This window comes from Niallia sp. FSL W8-0954 (genome assembly GCF_038005605.1).
Taxonomy (GTDB): domain Bacteria; phylum Bacillota; class Bacilli; order Bacillales; family Cytobacillaceae; genus Niallia; species Niallia circulans_A.
The window spans coordinates 140,674-158,948 of record NZ_JBBOTN010000002.1 but is presented as its reverse complement, the minus strand read 5'-3'; the positions used below and the strand labels follow the sequence as shown (position 1 = coordinate 158,948).

Annotated in this window: 14 protein-coding genes; all 14 read left to right on the top strand. The window is 34.2% G+C overall.

The genetic code is table 11. The features are described 5' to 3' along the window. Positions 1-694: 694 nt before the first annotated feature. The 14 genes from NX902_RS25285 (at position 695) to NX902_RS25220 (ending at position 18,263) form a co-directional block, all read left to right on the top strand. Positions 695-1,252 (top strand): hypothetical protein, encoded by a 558-nt coding sequence (locus NX902_RS25285; protein WP_341118259.1) that lies wholly within the window; start codon positions 695-697, stop codon positions 1,250-1,252. A 19-nt stretch (positions 1,253-1,271) separates the two neighbouring features. Then, a complete protein-coding gene (locus NX902_RS25280; protein WP_341118258.1) occupies positions 1,272-2,087 on the top strand; it encodes a hypothetical protein in 816 nt (271 codons plus the stop codon). A 1,272-nt stretch (positions 2,088-3,359) separates the two neighbouring features. Beyond that, positions 3,360-3,683, top strand: a complete 324-nt coding sequence (locus NX902_RS25275) for a hypothetical protein (protein WP_152116068.1) — start codon at positions 3,360-3,362, stop codon at positions 3,681-3,683. A gap of 336 nt (positions 3,684-4,019) precedes the next feature. After that, on the top strand, positions 4,020-4,958 hold the full coding sequence (locus tag NX902_RS25270; protein WP_213086491.1) for a hypothetical protein: 939 nt from the start codon (positions 4,020-4,022) through the stop codon (positions 4,956-4,958). A gap of 748 nt (positions 4,959-5,706) precedes the next feature. Further along, the gene (gene ltrA, locus NX902_RS25265) at positions 5,707-7,572 is read left to right on the top strand and encodes a group II intron reverse transcriptase/maturase (RefSeq protein WP_171510404.1); all 1,866 of its coding nucleotides are present in this window, start codon (positions 5,707-5,709) and stop codon (positions 7,570-7,572) included. A gap of 277 nt (positions 7,573-7,849) precedes the next feature. After that, positions 7,850-8,650: a hypothetical protein gene (locus tag NX902_RS25260; protein ID WP_341153313.1), complete on the top strand. Its 801-nt coding sequence runs from the start codon at positions 7,850-7,852 to the stop codon at positions 8,648-8,650. A gap of 692 nt (positions 8,651-9,342) precedes the next feature. After that, on the top strand, positions 9,343-11,142 hold the full coding sequence (gene ltrA / locus NX902_RS25255; RefSeq protein WP_341123858.1) for a group II intron reverse transcriptase/maturase: 1,800 nt from the start codon (positions 9,343-9,345) through the stop codon (positions 11,140-11,142). Positions 11,143-11,235: 93 nt separating this feature from the next. Beyond that, positions 11,236-12,153 (top strand): hypothetical protein, encoded by a 918-nt coding sequence (locus NX902_RS25250; protein WP_341123859.1) that lies wholly within the window; start codon positions 11,236-11,238, stop codon positions 12,151-12,153. 573 nt (positions 12,154-12,726) lie between these two features. Further along, positions 12,727-14,541: a group II intron reverse transcriptase/maturase gene (ltrA, locus tag NX902_RS25245; RefSeq protein ID WP_144545618.1), complete on the top strand. Its 1,815-nt coding sequence runs from the start codon at positions 12,727-12,729 to the stop codon at positions 14,539-14,541. Positions 14,542-14,803: 262 nt separating this feature from the next. Then, the gene (locus NX902_RS25240; RefSeq protein ID WP_341161094.1) at positions 14,804-15,370 is read left to right on the top strand and encodes a hypothetical protein; all 567 of its coding nucleotides are present in this window, start codon (positions 14,804-14,806) and stop codon (positions 15,368-15,370) included. 10 nt (positions 15,371-15,380) lie between these two features. Next, positions 15,381-16,109 (top strand): hypothetical protein, encoded by a 729-nt coding sequence (locus NX902_RS25235; protein ID WP_341118253.1) that lies wholly within the window; start codon positions 15,381-15,383, stop codon positions 16,107-16,109. A 285-nt stretch (positions 16,110-16,394) separates the two neighbouring features. Further along, the gene (locus NX902_RS25230; RefSeq protein ID WP_341123862.1) at positions 16,395-17,045 is read left to right on the top strand and encodes a hypothetical protein; all 651 of its coding nucleotides are present in this window, start codon (positions 16,395-16,397) and stop codon (positions 17,043-17,045) included. After that, a complete protein-coding gene (locus NX902_RS25225; RefSeq protein WP_047944131.1) occupies positions 17,033-17,713 on the top strand; it encodes a hypothetical protein in 681 nt (226 codons plus the stop codon). The genes NX902_RS25230 and NX902_RS25225 overlap by 13 nt, the downstream gene beginning before the upstream one ends. After that, positions 17,706-18,263, top strand: a complete 558-nt coding sequence (locus NX902_RS25220) for a hypothetical protein (RefSeq protein WP_047944130.1) — start codon at positions 17,706-17,708, stop codon at positions 18,261-18,263. Before NX902_RS25225 ends, NX902_RS25220 begins: the two co-directional genes overlap by 8 nt. Positions 18,264-18,275: the final 12 nt, after the last annotated feature.

The following is an 18,275-nucleotide window of genomic DNA, read 5'->3' as shown; positions in this document are numbered from 1 at the left end:
GTAAAGTATTCTGAGTTTAAATTAGATACCAATAAATATGAAATTGTTTCATTTTCTGGGTTTTAAATTTATTTTCTTCAATAGAAATAACATTGAAAAAACAAGGAATTGAAAATCCGTCAATTATTAAACAACTAAATCTTCTTAATTTTCAGAAATCTATCTCGGATACAAAATAGGACATACAATTAATGGAATCAATAATGGATATTAATCAACAATTAGATAAAGATATTGTTCCAATTGAGATATAAAAAAATTACCGAATTAGAAAATCAAGATGGAGGTTATCCATTATATAGCCAATCTAACGAAAAATCTGATATTTTAACAACATACTCTAGTATATAATTTTTTTAAGTCAATTGAATTTAGAATAAACCTCACAAATAAGCAACTCATATTTAAATTACTAATTTAAAATAAGTGTTAAACAAAGGTATCAATTAAATTGATATAAACAACAAAAAATTTAGGGAGGAGAAAAAATGATGAAAAAAATAAGTTAACTGGAATGTAAGCGATTGTAATCAATGTGGAAACTTTGCCGGAATTAATGCAGAGGTAATTAGAGTTAATGATGGGGTAGTAATGTAATGGTTATTTTTACCTGTTTTTGTAGTTTTAAGAAGGTATGCAGGTGCTTTTGAAAAACATGTAATTATTTGAAAATTCAATCATTAGGAGGGGAACTATGAAAGGATTAAAGGGTATTCTGAAGGGGACGATTTTCGCGTTGATTTTTTTATTAATGGTTCCACAAGTAAGTTTAGGTTACAGTGGTGAGGAAGAAGAAAATGTAGAACTAGGAGAAAGTGTTAAGGTTGAAGGTCAGTTATCAGAACCGGAATTCACTACAATGGCTGCACATACAGCAGTAACTACGCTTTCAGGACCAACAACTGTGAAAAAATTTGTTAGGTACTTAACAGGATCATGGGCAAAAGCAAGCTCATATACTTGGAGTAAAAGTCAATCAGCAAGTTCAACTATATCTTCTAATGTTGGGGTAACTGCAAAAGGTATTTCAAATTCATTAGGGGTTTCAAATTCTGTGACAACCACTTATAGTGTTGCCATCACTATTCCAGCAAGCAACAGTAAATATAGTAAACTTGCTTTTTATAGTGATTATAATAAGAGGTATGTCAGAGTAAGATTGTATAATACACAAGGTCTGTTATATTCTGATAAAAAAACTTACCATTATGCTCCGCGTAAAGATACTTATTTACAGGTCGTATATCAATAATTGAGCGAGGAAAAATTTCATGATACAAAGCCGAAAAAAAGTATTTAGTTTAGTAACAATTGTTGCTTTGGCCTTTGTTGTTTTCTTTTTGATATTTCAAACAAACAACAAACGTGTCGAAGGTAATCAACATAACTATATAAATCTCAAATTCGGTGATAACTTTATAAGTTATATCGTTGAGAATAAAGATGGTATGGCCTTTAATATTTTTGGTGTTCAAGATGTCCAAAACACCAATTCTTCAATTAAAGACTTGGTGTCATCTATTGAGTTTAACAATCCAAATATTGATGTTATAGATTACCAAGTGGATGAAGGAATTATATACCAAAACTATAAGTTGATTAACATCATTGTTACTACTAAGGTCTTAACCGATAAAGTTGAAACAGCAGATCAAGTTCTTATTCAATTTGGTAATGAGGATGTAAAAGCATATAATTTTGGGAATTTAGCTATCCAAAGTGATGTTTCTTATCAAGATCAACATATTGAACCCTCGGGTAAATATAATGTTGGTTATCCTTCTTTATCTTTAGATGTTAGTGTTAAAAATAAAACAGACAAGGATATTAATTTTTCTGAAATTCACGACCTTACGAAAGACATTTCATACGAGTTTGACCAGTCTTTCAACATTCATTCACAAGAAAAAAAGCAAATAAAAATTAATAATCTTAATAAAAAAAGTGAAGGGAATCATGATTTCATGACCATTACACCTATCCTCTCATATACCTTCGGAAATAGTAAGTATGTGTATAATATGCCCGGTGTTGTTTATGGAGTTCTTGATAATGATATTGATAAAATAAAAAAAATTATTAATTAAAAAAACAAAACAGTTCTATTCCGTATTGAGGGCGCTTCTGAGCGTCCTTTTTTCTTTTACTTTAACCCAAGGGGATTACCAAAGGAAAATCCCACGAAGGCGAGAGAGCCTTATATGGCGTCTGGCAACGGTAACGGACCGAAGGTAGGATAAGGAGTTGACGGACTCACTGCACCAAGAAACTCTTGGTGTGTCAAAAGGCGAACGTTAAAAGTAACTTTCACAGGAAGTGGTAACGGCGATAAATTGCTTGTTTATACAAAGTATACCTTTAACGGAGCTACATTCTCCATTGCAAAATCACCAGCGCTTTCTAGGACCAGTTGCACTGTTGAACGGAAATTTATACCGGTTAATATATAGAGACCAAATATTTATCATACAATACCTTTCGGCGTAAAAAATAAATCAAATAATATATTAAATTTATCTATAATGCTATAAGATATTGGATTGCTTTATATGATTTTGGTCTATATAGCATAAAGATTAACTTCTATTTGTTATTATTTAATTGCCAAAAAACATTTTCGTCATTCTTCCTGTATCTTTAATATGCTTATATCTTATAATTCTTTTTCTTTAGTGTTATTAAAAGAAAATACATTTTGAACAATCTTTCCTCAAATTTTTGTATTCTTAAAAATAATAAAGAGTCATTAAAATGTCTTAAGCAATCTTTATTCAAAACTACAAATAATGTTAGAGTTACCCACTAATATTTTCCGCATTATCAAAATTGTAAGGGAGGGTTGTAAATTTTCCAATGCGTTTTGAATTTTTTACATCCCCCCTTGCAAAATTTACAAAGCGGAAATATAACATGGGGTTGTAAAAATTACAAGGCGCAATTATCTAATAATTTTCGCTTTGTAAAATTTTCAACCCCTATTGTGAATTTTTTAAGGTATTTATAGGTTGAAAAATTTCCAAGGGGCGGTTGTAATTTTTGCAAGCAAATAAATACTAAGTTAATAAAAACAATTCTTTTAAAAATATATATTATATAAGGGAAAACCAATTTTGTTATCTACTTGTCTTAAAAGAAAAGTAGGGATATAATACCACTATACAAATGTTTCGTACTTTTATTTTTTATTTGCAATCCCTTAAGGGATTAGCAGTCTTAATATAACGTTAACAGCCTTTGTGGTTGATGAAAATAAATAGCTTATAAGCTATTTATCTACATTAAATCACAAAGGCTTTTTTGCGTTATTTTAATGAAGCACTTGTATAGATGAATTCATAACAGAAAGGATTGAGAGAGGTATGACGACGAAAAAGCAATCTAAAAAGAGAAAATTAAAAGAGGGTACCAAGAATTCTAGGACCACCAAGGAACTAGTAAAACAAATCGAAAAGAAAGTAGAACAGGATGGATATTGCATTTTAAAGCAGATTCATCATGGGAATGAAACTTACCATAAAATTTGGTGGTGGATGGAAATAGAATTAATGATTGGAGAATATGACGTAGCAGCTAACAAGGTTAAAGAAATAAAAGATATCAATATCGAAAATCGACAGAATCTACTAGATATAGTAGCAGGATTAGAAGGAAGCGTATCCCTTGTGCCGCTTGTTAAAGATTAAACCAATCAGGAAGCACAATGTAATGGGAAATGAGATTATAACCACACACAAAGGTGAAAATATGAACATAGAAACTGTTCAGTTCTCGTATTTCAAATACAAAGATAGATATATAGAATATTGCGGTTATCAATACAACCAATATTGGTTTTTGATTCATAATTCAAAAAGATCCGAAGTAGTGTCTATATCTAATGAGCTTTGTCCATCTTTTGATACAGCAATGTCTTATATATCTAATATGTATATTGATAAAAAAATGAAATAATAAAAGGGAGGTGCCCTACCTAATTAGATAGAGGCATCGATGCTTTCTATTCTTATTAGGTAGAAAGCATGAAGGAAACTAAAACGATAAGTATAACAGAAGAGTTAATAGAAACACCAAAAATGATTGAAGTATATCTTGATGATGCATGGCAGACTGCTTTTTGCTATGGATTAGCCTATGAAAAACCAAAGCAAAATTGGCAAAGAGCAAAACTGCTTTTAACTATTATTGCTGGTAATGATTCTACTGTACAAGCTATGAAGGCTGCTATTGATATAGGATCAAGTGGTTTGTCTTTCGGAAACGGAGAGAAAGGCTTAACAGATTATACTTATACAAAAGAATTGGAACTCTATACAGAAAAAGGGAAATACGAAAAATTTCCAATGACTATTATTAATAATAGAAAAGCAATTGTTGTTGTTCATGATGAATTAATGGGAAATGATGATTATATTTTATCTTTTACTGGGGATCCAGCAGATGACTTACGTACAGTTTTAGGCGGAGGCAAATTTGGACTACATATCCTACCCGAATGGAAAGATATTATTTTTCATGAATTTTTAAATATAGGAATTTTACAATCTGTAGATATTTACTTTGATTCTAAATTATTTCCAAAAGGATTTTCCTTATTTAAGTTACAAGCTACAGAAGAAGAGGTTGATAATTTAATCTCTAAAATGATTAAAGAGAAAAAGTTAAGATTCCGCAAAGAGGGTACTGGAACTGAAGTAGAAATGGTATCAGATTTGACAGAGTATATGCAACAAAATGTTGAGGGAATGATTAATAAAGTTAGCAGAGAGGTATCACCAATTCATAATCCTTTAGTGGATCATATTAGTCCTAAAATTAGTACTTATAAACGTGAATTGTTTCCAGTTCAAGCTCATGTAAGTACTGCTGTAGCGAAAAAACTTGCTAAGAGTAAGGCTGTAATCATCCAAGGCGAAATGTCGACAGGTAGTGCGGCACGTTCCGCTATAAGTGTAGCTTAAACACGAAAAGCGGGGGCCGAATCTTTATAAGATTGGTTACAACTCTTTAAACGATTTACAGGGTGAAATTTCCCTGTCATGGCTAATATTCCAAGTCAAGTCATGTCTATGAGACTCCTACATGCGTCTATCATTCCAATGTGATAGAGGTCTGAAGCTAGGTGAAGTCGTCCTTGAAGCGAACTCGTTGAACGTGGATATAGGGCGGTAGGCTTTAAAAACATTCTATGATGAGCGAAATCGAACCCTCGTATGTACGCTCCGTTACTCATTCCCCAACCTAATAACGAGATATATGGTTGGGATTTGCGTGAAGGTATTTCCCTTTTGCCAGTAGAGAAATTGCTTATATAGGTCTTTCCAGTGCCTATATAAGATTCATGAGAGTTAGGAATAGTCTACTCATGAACAAGTTGCGCCGGAGTATAGAGGGCATCTAAGGAATGTAAAAGAAGGGCTGGTTTAAAGGGAACGTGCGAGAGCCAATAAGTGGAGGTATTGGAACTTATGAAACTTATTGGAAGTCAGCGACACCATAGTACCAATAATGAATAGCCGTTTGTATCTTGCTATAAGTTGCTTCTGCAACGAAATGTAAGAGAGGGTAGAAACTATTCTAGGGAAGGGTGTTAGTCGAGAAGTATTGCACTAATTGAGGAAAATGTTCAAACGAACCATGTGAGAGTAAAAGAGTTAATTCATTTCGGATAGTCCATTTTCTCTAATCAAGGGGGCGATCCACATAGAAATGAAGGATAATAAACAATTTCCACAAAACGAAAAAGAGCTAAAACTAGCACTTGATAGTATGTACCGATTAGCCAAAGAAAGCAATAAACCTTTCTATAACCTTATTGAACTTATGAAGAACGAGCAGACTATACTGACCGCCATTCATAATATCAAGGGTAATAAAGGAAGCAAAACTGCTGGTATTGATGGTAAGACTATTGATTACTATCTTCAAATGGACAGAGATAAGTTGATGTCCCTAATTCGTAGGAATATCAATAATTATCAACCTAGTCCAGTAAGAAGAAAGTACATTCCCAAATCAGATGGTAAGCAACGTCCCTTGGGTATTCCTAACATGATAGACCGCATCATACAAGAAATAGCCAAAATTGTCATTGAACCCATAGCAGAAGCTAAGTTTTACCATTACAGCTTTGGTTTCAGACCAATGCGTTCAGCTGAACAAGCCATTGCTGAAACACTAGAACGTATTAGGAGAAGCAAAACCTATTGGGTAATAGAGGGCGATATTAAAGGATATTTCGATAATATCAATCACAATAAGTTGATTGAAATAATGTGGACATTAGGAATCCGAGACAAAAGAGTGCTTATGATGATTAAGAAGATGCTAAAAGCAGGAATTATGGAAGAAGGTAACTTCAGAGACAGCGTTAGTGGTTCACCACAAGGCGGTATCATCTCACCTCTTCTGGCTAACATTTATCTTAATTACTTTGATTGGGAGATTGCTAGAATGTTCCAAGAGCATCCAGCTAGGTATAAGGTCAAAGACGTTTCTCGAAATGGGTTACAACGTGTTCGTCAAAGACACGAAGATACATTTCTAATCAGATACGCAGACGACTGGGTTATACTCTGTAAAAGTGAGGAAAATGCCAAAAGGATTCTCAAAAAAGTGGAGAAATATTTTAACCACCAATTGAAACTGGAGCTATCCAAGGAAAAGACCTTAATTACTGATGTGAGAACTAATAGGGTCAATTTCTTAGGATTCTGGATTTTTGCAGAAGAACATCGGCTTAGAAAAGGCAGCATACAAGGAAAAGCTATTCCTAATATGGATAAAGCCAAATTGAAAATAAAGGAAATTAATAAAGATATTAAAACCCTTTATGACCATCGCGGTACTAAATCCAAACAGGTTGCCATAATCGAGAGTATCAACTCAAAGATTGTCGGTATAGCAAATTATTATAAAATCGCCAACGTATCTACTATATTTCAAGGGTTTGATAAACGTATTCATTATGCCCAATGGAGAACATGGTTGTTTATGAACAATCGTCGAGGACGATATCATCAACTAACTACTCCAGCGGACACCCTTATAAATAGAAGAGATAGACATAAAGAGCAAAAAAGCAAGGTGTTCTTCGTTGAAGAGCATGGAGCCAAAGTAGGAATAACCAAATTTGCATTTACTCCTAAACGTAATGCAATGAAAGTGAATCTCTTAATGTCTCCCTACACAGAAGAAGGTAGAAATATTTATAAACGGACAACTGGCAAACGTGAGGCACTAGAAAGACCGAATTTCTTCCAAGAGGATATTCCTTTCTATCAACTCAATAACCGTTATCCGATATATAATTTCGAATTCTATCTAAATAGAGAGTACGCATTTAACAGAGATAGGGGGAAATGTAACTGCTGTAAGGTTTCACTATATGAATGGAATCTTAATACACATCACAAAAACCCTAAACTACCGCTCAATAAAGTCAATAAGGTGATAAATCTAGTTTCCTTATGCAAAACATGCCACAAGCTGGTTCACAATGAAAATCCTGTTACCCATACCAAAGGTGGAAAGAAAATAGAGCAACTTAGAAAGTTGCTTAAAGAGGCTAAATAAGTACGGCTTTCGAGGATTAATTAACTCTTATTCGTATTTGAACAAATTAGTGTGATGTCAGTTATAGTCGCAATGCTATAACAGGCTTTATGGAGAACTGAGACAACAGTTTAAAATATGGCTTCCCGATGGAACGCCGTATGCGGTGAAAATCGCACGTACGGTGTGAGGCGGGGGAAAAGATGGAGATTACTTCAAATTCTTACCTATCGCACCCGAAATGGGTAGTGGCTACCTCAATCCTTACGGATTGGGATGCCACACATAAAGTACCATTATGACTGCTGTGGCTGATGTACTATCGGATATGAAAAATAAAGAAGGATATCATAGTGTTTTAATGTGCCCACCTTCTTTAACTAAAAAGTGGCCAGAAGAGATTAAAGAAATAATTCCTCATGCTGAAGTGAGAGTAATTGAAAGAACGAGTCAATTAATTAATTATCATCGTGATTGGTTAATGAGTGGAAGAAAGAAACCAAAAAAACCAGTTTTTTTCGTTATATCTTTTACGACCATGAGAGGAGATTCATCTATCGTTCCGGCTGTTCAATTTAGTCAGAAAAAAACTAGTAAACAGCAAAGTGAAGATAGATTACCTTATCGATATGGTTATTATTGTCCTTCTTGTGGAAAGGCTCACCAGGTAATTGAAGATATAAAAATGATTCCTGATACGGATGAACCTTCTAAAGAAATAGAAGTGCGTTCTACAAGAACCATGGATAAAGACGAATTCGGAACTGGAAGAAGGCTCCAAAATACACAAAAGCCCGCAAATGCCTTTTGTTCAGAATGTGGAGAAAGCTTATGGACCAAGAAGGTAGCAACTCGTTATTCATCAATAAAAGAATGGTATGTATATGAAAAGAAATTGATTCATGCCATTAAAGAGGGAAATAAGAACTTATTAGAGCATATTCAAAGTAACCAAAAAGAGGTACCAAAAAAGCAGGGTCAACCACGAAGAGTTGCTAGTATTGAATACATTCGAAGAAAAATGAAAAATTTTTTTGATATTGCAATTGTGGATGAGATTCATGAACGTGTGACACGTTACCTTATAAGTGTCGTTTGATACGAAATAGGTGGTCTAAGAATAATCTTAGATACAACTGATATACCGATGTCGGAAATGAAAGCCGTCACGTTGAGCTGAAACCGACAGTCTGATACTCCTACATGCAAGTATTTGATAGAAATACAAGCATTCTGTATGGAACTAGGTGAAGTCGGCTGAATTCAAATCTGAAGCCACTCTTATAGAGAAGGTATGGTTGGAGATAGGCCGGGACGCTATAAAATACCTATGATGAGAATGTTCCGTGGGGAACTGACGAAGATTGCGAATGTACGCGCCTAGAGGATTGACGATTGGGAAACCCTTCGTACTACTAAATGTAGGGTGAGATACCGATGAGTAAAATTGTTCGTTATGAAAATCGGGATAGCCAACGATGAGGCTATAAGGCTCACAGGTGTAAAGCGACCATCTAAGGGTATATGCAAAGCTAGGTATATCGGAACGTGGTAAGCAACCAACTCCTAATTAAACACCTATCAGTGGGGAGGTCACTATAAGATTCTTACGAATTGAAGTGTGTTTATGGTTGTGAAAGTAGGGTCACAGTACCGCTGAAGCTATGGAAACATAGTGGAGGGATAGACCCAAGTCTAGAATTCTAATTAAAATCCGAGTTAGAGTTGTAGCTCATCTTTCGGGTAAGAAGGTGAGTTGGAAATCACTTTAAGGAGATGATTTCTACACCAATGAGCGCAATAGCAAATCGACATAAACAATATTACGATTTCACGGGAATACAAAATGATTTGTTTCAGAGGAGCCGCGAAGGTACTAAAAACTTTAAGGATTTGTTAGAGATTATTATTTCCGATGAAAATATCTTGCTAGCATATCGGCAAGTTAAATCTAATATGGGTGCAAAGACTCCGGGAACGGATGACCAAACCATTCTAGACCTTGCTAAAGTTGATCAAGATAAGTTTATTCATCATTTGAGAAAACTAGTATTGAACTACAAACCCAAATCAGTCAGACGTGTATGGATACCTAAAAATTATTCAAAAGGGAAAAGACCTTTAGGTATTCCGAGTATAAGAGACCGCATAGTACAGCATATGTTCTTAAATATACTTGAGCCCATATGTGAAGGAAAGTTCTACAATCACTCATATGGTTTTAGACCAACACGTACAACAAGACATGCTGTTGCAAGAGTTCAAACGCTAGTAAATATCAATAAATACCACTTCACGGTTGATATTGACATAAAAGGATTCTTTGATAACGTGAATCACTCCATTCTACTCAAACAATTATGGAATATTGGCATAAGGGATAAGAGAGTAATTTCGGTCATAAGTAAAATGCTTAAAGCGCCGATTAAAGGAGAAGGCATACCATCAAAAGGAGTACCTCAAGGTGGAATTTTATCACCTCTTCTATCCAATATAGTTCTAAATGATTTAGACCAATGGGTAGCAGACCAGTGGGAAAGCTTTGAAACAAGGTATAAATACTCTGTAAATCACTCGAAATATACAAACCTTAGAAGAAATTCCAAACTTAAAGAGGGATTCTTAGTGAGATACGCTGATGATTTTCGAATCATGACCAATAGTTATGAATCAGCAGTTAAGTGGTTTCATGCAGTCGTGGACTTTTTAAACAAAAGGCTAAAACTTGAAATATCACCTAACAAATCAAAAATTATAAATCTTAGAAAGAAATCTTCTTCATTCTTAGGTTATATATTTAAAGCCGTTAGAAAAGGAAACAAAAGAGTCTTTTATTCTCATATTGATGACGACAAACAAAAACAAATCATCGCGAAATTGAAGGATAGAATTCATAACATACACAAACATCCTACGGCCGGTAACGCCAATCTTTACAATTCCGTAGTATTAGGAGTTCAAAATAACTTCCAATACGCTACTCACATTGTTAATGATATGAGCGATATTGAATACAGAGTTCTTCGAACTCTCAAAAGCCGACTTAAAAAGATAGCATGGTATGGTAAACCTATTAATCTTCCAGAAATAGGAGCATATCTAAAGTTTTACGAAAATACTCGTAAAACATACAGAATTGCTGGTGTGTACCTATTTCCAATAAGTCAAGTGAAGACCAAGAATAATTTAAATTATTCGCAGGCAATTAACCCATACACTGATGAAAAAGTCTTTGATTGGGATAAAGAACTAGCTGAACTAATGAAATCCAGACTTCCTAATAGAAGTGTAGAGTATATGGATAATAGATTATCTAAATACTCCGCACAAAAAGGAAGATGTCATGTTACTGGAGTACCTCTCAAAGCAGCTGACGTTCATTGTCATCATAAAATGCCTACCTCTCTTGGTGGAACAGACGAATTTCAAAACCTTGTTGTTGTTCATAAGGATATACACATAGCGATACACGCTACTAAGGAAGAAACCATATTAAAGTATGTTAATAGATTCAACCTTCACACTAAACAAATCGAGAAACTAAACCAACTCAGGAAGCTATGTAAACTCGAAAGGATTATTATTAGATAAATCTAGATGGAGCGCCGTATGAGCTGAAAGGTTCACGTACGGTGTGGATCCGGGGAAAAGTTGGAGATAACATCAAATTCTTACCTATGGATATTGAAAGCATCGACTAGTGCTCAAGGAAATGCACTTGGAAGTATTGCAGCTGCAGCTAAGAAAGTGGTTGGAGGAACGGGAACATTATTTGGTGGAAAAGCGGAAGATATTTATTATACCTTATGGAGGCTGTTTCCTTCTTTGATGGTGGAAAATGGTTATAAATATTCTGAAGTTAGAAAATGGAACGAAGAATATGGGGTAATTGAAACTACCACTTATAATCAAGATTCCAATGCTGAATATACAAACAAGCAATCAAGAGGTGGGACAAAAAGAAACGAGAAAATACTACCAGGTATTTCACCGTTTGTTTTTTCAAAATTTCTTGTACAAAATACAGTACTTGTTAGATTAGTTGATGTTTGGCCAGATCCAGTTGAATTCGTGAATGTGCCAACTATACTAGTGAAACCAGATGAAGATCTTCAACAAAATTATCTGAGAATGGTCAACACTTTTGAAAGATCCATTGAGGAGTTAGAAGATGGGTTTAAATTATATATGCCGTTAACTCAGACTGGAATTTCATACCCAGATAATCCATTTACTTATCCGGCATTTTATATGAATGGTGAACTTATTTGGAAGCCAGAACCATTTGAACAAGAAAGAATTCTTAGTAAAGAGAAGAAGTTACAGGAAATAATTAAGGGCGAGATATCTGAAGGAAGAAAATCTATTGTTTATGTTCGAGATACCGGGTCAAGCGTTGAAGGTAGGGATGTTAGACCACGATTAAAGCATATTTTAGAAATGATTGGTGCTAAGGTCTGTATCCTGGATACTTCTTCAACAAGTACAAATAGACGAAGTGAATGGTTAGAAAAAAAGATAAAAAAAGAAAATTATGATGTTTGTATTGTATCTCAAGAATTAGTGAAAGTAGGATTAGACCGTGCGACAAGAAGTTGCTAAATAATAGTGTTTCCATAAGAAACCGTCTTAGTCATTGAGGACGTTCCCGCCCGACACTGCTTTTCGAGTAATCGAATTGTTGGGTTGCATGAGGGTTAAATGCTTAATGGAGGAATTTACACAGAATTCCAAAAGAGCTAGGGAAAGTTAGGAAGGTATAAGCGTAAGCTGAACCTTTGTAGTCTTCGTTACCGACAACAAGCGTACTGTGATTGAACAAGCTTGTAGATGTGGATAGGAAAAGTTCTACGGTCGAGGAACTGCGAAATGACCCATAGATCCACCGGAGTAAAGAAGGATGCCTAACCTAACGTATCTATTATTAGTGAAACTTGGTAAGCCCTATACATTCCTCTCATCTAAGGTAGGGTGACCGTAAGGAAACCACAATATGTAGAGGGTAAAGGAACGTGGAGAAAGCGAATGTCGACATAACGAAAGTTAAGGTGAAAACTCATTTGTATAAGCCGTCGAATAGGGCAATACCCAAATCGAAAGATTGCAGACTTCCACGTGGTCATCAACACGAATAGAAAGCGAAAAGAATAATCCTTAAAGAGAGGGAGATATGTTATGAAAACCAACGAGTACGTTGCGTCGGCTGTTTCCCCACTGGTGGATAACTGGCACTCAATTAATTGGATGAAAGTTAATCGCTATGTAAGGAAACTTCAACAACGAATCTATCGTGCCGAACAACTTAAACAAACGAGAAAAGTAAGGAAATTACAAAGACTTCTACTTAGAAGTAAAGCGAATTTACTGTTAAGTATTAAGCGCGTAACGCAAGAAAATAGAGGCAAAAAGACAGCTGGTATAGACGGATATATTTCTAACACTCCGCAAGAGCGAGTTGAATTATACAACAAACTTAAAATGTACAGTATAAGAAATATTAAGGTTAAACCGGCTAGAAGAACATATATCCCTAAAAAGAATGGAAAGAAACGTCCGTTAGGCATTCCTGTAATTGTTGATAGAGTGTACCAAAACGTATTTAAAACTGCTCTAGAACCACAGTGGGAAGCAAAATTTGAAATGACATCGTATGGATTTAGACCTAAACGTGGCGCACATGACGCTATGAGCGATTTATTCGTGAAATTAAGCAGAGGAAGCGCTAAGGGGTGGATTTTCGAAGGTGATTTTGAAGGCTGCTTTGACAACTTAAACCACGACCTTATTATGGAAAGAATTAAAAACTTCCCAAATAACAAAATCGTTAGAGAATGGTTGGAAAGTGGATACGTTGACAATGCTACATTCCATAAAACAGACAAGGGAACACCACAAGGCGGAATCATCTCACCACTGTTAGCGAACATAGCATTACATGGGATGGAAGAAGAAATTGGAGTAAGATATATCCACTCTAAAAGACAGGGAGATACATTGTATACCTCGTCAGTTGGCGTTGTTAGATATGCAGATGATTTCGTTATCGTCTGCCCTACGAAAGAACAAGCCGTTGGGATGTACGAAAAATTACAACCATATCTAGACAAACGTGGATTGAAGTTAGCAAAGGAGAAAACAAGAGTTGTTCATATTAGTGAAGGATTCGATTTCCTCGGATTTAACTTCAAACAATACCCAACTAAGGATGGAAATAAATTATTCATTAAACCATCACTTGAAAGTGTCAAAAATGCTAAACAGAAAATCAAGGAAGTATTCGACTGGGGAAAAGGCAGAGAAACAGCATATCTAATTGAAAAACTGAATCGTGTATTACAAGGGATTGCAAACTATTGGTCACCAACAGTAGCCAAAGTAATTTTCAGAGACATTGATACTTATGTTAATGAAAAAGTCGTAATTTACCTTAAACACAGACATCATAGAACTTCATTTAGAAAACTGATGAAAATGTACTTTAAACCAGACAATACAGGCGTAAGCAAAGACAAGTGGCTCCTAACGTGTCCAAAAGATAATACGAAACAGCTTATTCGCATGAGTTGGACTAAGATTGAAAGACACGTAAAGATCAAACAATATAATAGTCCATTTGACGCATCGCTTAAAGCTTACTTTGATAAACGTGACGAGAAAATATTCAATAGGGAAAATACTAATGCTAAAAGGAAACTTGCGAAAAAGAGCAGATACAAATGCAGAATTTGTGGTGAATCCTTACAAGGAATAGAACCAATTGAAAGCAATCATATAGTGCCTGTAGTAATTGGCGGAGTTGATAGTTATGATAACCTCGAACTACTACACAAATCATGTCATAAAACACACCATGTATTGTTAGAGAATTATGGCGAAGGTAAGAAATTACCAAAAGTCGTAAACTACCTAGAAAGCAATGGTATCAAAGACGTGAATAGTAAAAAGGCTATTAATCTTATGAAAAGAGCATTCAAGAAGTTCCGTTATTAAGTTGAGAGGATGATAGATGGCTTGAGCCGTATGTGCTGAAAGGTACAAGTACGGTTCTTAGGGGGGAAAGAGGTGGTAACATCTCCGACCTACCCGACTATTATGTACTCCAACATTGATATTTTATCAATTTAGTTGGTCTTTATTTACAATTAATCAAGCTGCACGAAGAGCGTGGAGAATAAAACAAACTGAGGAGTGTAGACTGTATTATTTAGCGTATAAAAATATGTACCAAGAACAAATGGCAACATTGATAGCCATGAAGAATAAAGCTGCTGGTGCTATTAACGGTGATGTTTCAAGTGATGGATTGAATGCTATGTTAGGGGATACTGGCGATTTACAATCCATGTTAATACAGTCGATAAAGAAAGGAAATGTGCTTCAAGGAAGTACGGAAGAATGGGTTGCAGAAGCGTCTGATAGAGCTAGAGAAATTCTTTCTAATATTGGAAAACCAAAGAATTTCTCATTAAAATCAAACAAAGAATATTTCGAAGAATGGGCTAATAAGTACATTAAAACTGACAGTTCAAGAAATGTTCTTATAAGAAAATCTAAAACTATCGCTAGCAATATAGAGAAAGGTAAAATTCCTGGTTTTCATTTTAACGAAATGATATTGGAAGTAGATTTATATGCTGCTTTTGGAAGTGATTCAGCTCTTGATGGTGAAATAGTAGACTATTTAACTCGAAGTGAGAGGGAGTCTAAAACAAATAATGATAGTTCACAAATTTCCTTGTTTGATTTAGTGGAGGAAAAACCAGAAAAGAAAAATAAACTTAGAGTAGTCAGTGGTCAGCTGGCATTCGAATTATTTTAGGAGGATAAAAATGCATACTATTACGATAAATTTAGATTGGTTTGTATATATGTATTTTCTAATAGAATATTTTTTCCATGCAGTCTGTATGGATTTAAAGATGAAACAGTATTATTTAGAGAATGGATTAATTCCAACAGAGACAGAACCTAAATCGAAAGATGAAATTATTTATTTAGAAGAAACTCAAAATCTAAATATACAGGAAGATGATTGGGAAGAAGTTATGCGCCCAACTAATATTTATCATATTACTCCGACTGTTTCAGAATTAGATGATAGAACAATAGAATACTTATCGAATTTGACTAAAGAAATTAATTTTGAGGAACTATGTGACGAGCAAAGTGGACCTCTTGAAGAGGAACTTAACCTTACAGATTTAAATACCACAACTTCTCGAGAATGTAGAAATAAACAAGTAAATTCAGAAATAGAGGATCAAGTGGATGATATACCCACTACAAAAATAGCTGATAATTTACAAGGGAAGCAGCGTTGGCTTGTATCTGTTCTAGGTATGGAAGAGGAATATATTCATGTTTCAGATGGTAAAAGAGCGTGGATAAATATTGGCGAAAGTGTGTATCGAATAAATAGAAAGGATTCCTTGTCTTTAGAAATTGAAAGAGAAGGAAAAAATATAAGAGTTTTAAAGATAGAAATTTTAGAACATGCTGTTTCATCAGATTATATTATCCCGGATGAAAAAATCGAATATGAGGCAGCTGCAATTTAAGGGTTATTTGCTATTCGGAGGAAGTGAATTTAGTTCACCTCCTTCACTAAATGAACAAATTAGGATTTGTTCATTTAGTGAAGGGGGAATCCTCTCGGGTACAAATCCACCAGTAAAGGTCTATTTAACTAGTTTTTGGTGAATTTTTCATGAAAATTAGTAAAAATATCCCTGTAATCGACAAACTTCGACAGTTTTACTATATATATTAATACTATACTAATGTACATCAATGATAAAAAAAATGAAAGAAATTATAAAAAGCCATCTAAAGGGGGCAGTGGAATGAGATCTGAAATCAACACAGCTGGTTTAGAATCTATATTGTCTGTGATTGAGGATGACAATCGTTATATTCAAAAACTAAATTTAGATTATAGGATAAAAGATAATAAATTCTATATTGGTTGTTTATATGGAGATACATTTAATACGTCACTCAAGAAAAATTACTTAGAGGTGCTATCTCAAGAAGTAATTAATATGTACGAGAGAAGCTTATTGCCTTTAAGCACTCTTAAAGTTCATGATTTTACAGTAAATTTAGAAATTAATGATAGAGGTGAATTTATACGGGAAGAGCAATATATAGAGATTATTATCCCTGTAGAAGCAGTTGATAAATTATCAACTTTATCCCAATTATATAGCAAATTTAAAAAGCTCATCCCTCTTTTTCCCATAATTAATTCGATAGAGGTTCAAGGAGAAAGAAAACAGTTAAATCAAATTCGAATTTACCTTAACCCTAAGGAAAAATCCTATTTAATAAATGAAAATAAAACGGATGTTTTAGGACAATGGATAGCAAGTTTTGATAATTTTATAGACAATCTTCCAGAAACACCGTTCTATACAAAAATTAAAGTCCAAAATGGAATGATAAAACCAATACAATTTAAAAATGAAAAGGAGAAATGGAAATGGTTCGTATAGGAGAAAAAAGTATAAATGAGATTATGGTAACAATTAAGGAAAAACAATTAAACTTATCGAGATTAGAATTTAAAACGAGAGATAAGTTTGTTTTAATAGGGCCAATTGGTACAGAGAAAATAAAGCAAGAAGATGACTATTATGAAAATGTAAAAGAAAATCTTATATTTGCTAATTATAGCTGGCTTTCACCATTATGCGATGATTTAAATTGTCCATTTCAAGGACATTTAGAAGTCTTACCTTCAGGAGAAATGAACCATCATAATATTGATTTAACAATCAGTATCCCACTATCTGGAAGCCTAGAAAAGGCAAAAATAATGAGTACATTATATGAGCAATTTAAGGTGTTAGAAAAATATCGGAATTTCATCCAATTTTTTGATGTAAGTGGTTTTAAATACATGACAAATCTCATCCATGTAAGTTTAAAAATTCCTGGTAATAAAATTACGCCTCTTTTAAAAGAGGCAAAAACAAAACCTGTGAATAAACAAATTATTTCTCAGTGGTTAGCTACAGTAGAAAATATCATGGATCAGAATGCCAATAATTTCAGTTATTCACATAAGGTTTATGCTGTTGATGGTAGAATGCAATCCACTACTTTTGAGTCCAAATTCACTTTTAAAGTTCATCAACGAAGAGGGATCTTTAATGATTAGAAGCCAAGTCAAAACGATTATGTCATTAATAATAATCACAATTTTATTGATTCCTACAAAAGCAATGGCAAATCCCTTTAGTGATGCTCCATCTATGGATGATATGATTACAAATTGGGGAAATTCCATAAATGATTCTGCACCGATAGTTTCTAGTTTATTCTCATCTCTTTTTACGATAATGTTCCTGGTTGGAGTTGTTAGGCTAGGGTATTCAATTGTTACAAAAACTGGGCAAGTTATGAAAGGGGCTACCGGTGTACTAATTTGGGCTCCAATTTCTTTCTTTATAATTCGTATTTTTTTAATTGTATTATTTACAATAAACACAACAAATGTTACACTGTTTGCAACTGATGTAATAAACTTATTACAGTTATCTGGTTTTTATACAGTAGTGGGAATGACATTAGTTGGATTAGTGATGTTTCTATTCTATAAACTTTTGAAACACCCTGAATTTGGTAGATGGAGTAAGAGACTATGGGCATCTGCGGGATTTCTATTGATTATTAGCTTTATAATCCCATATGCATTTGGTGCAGCATAAATAAAGAAGGTG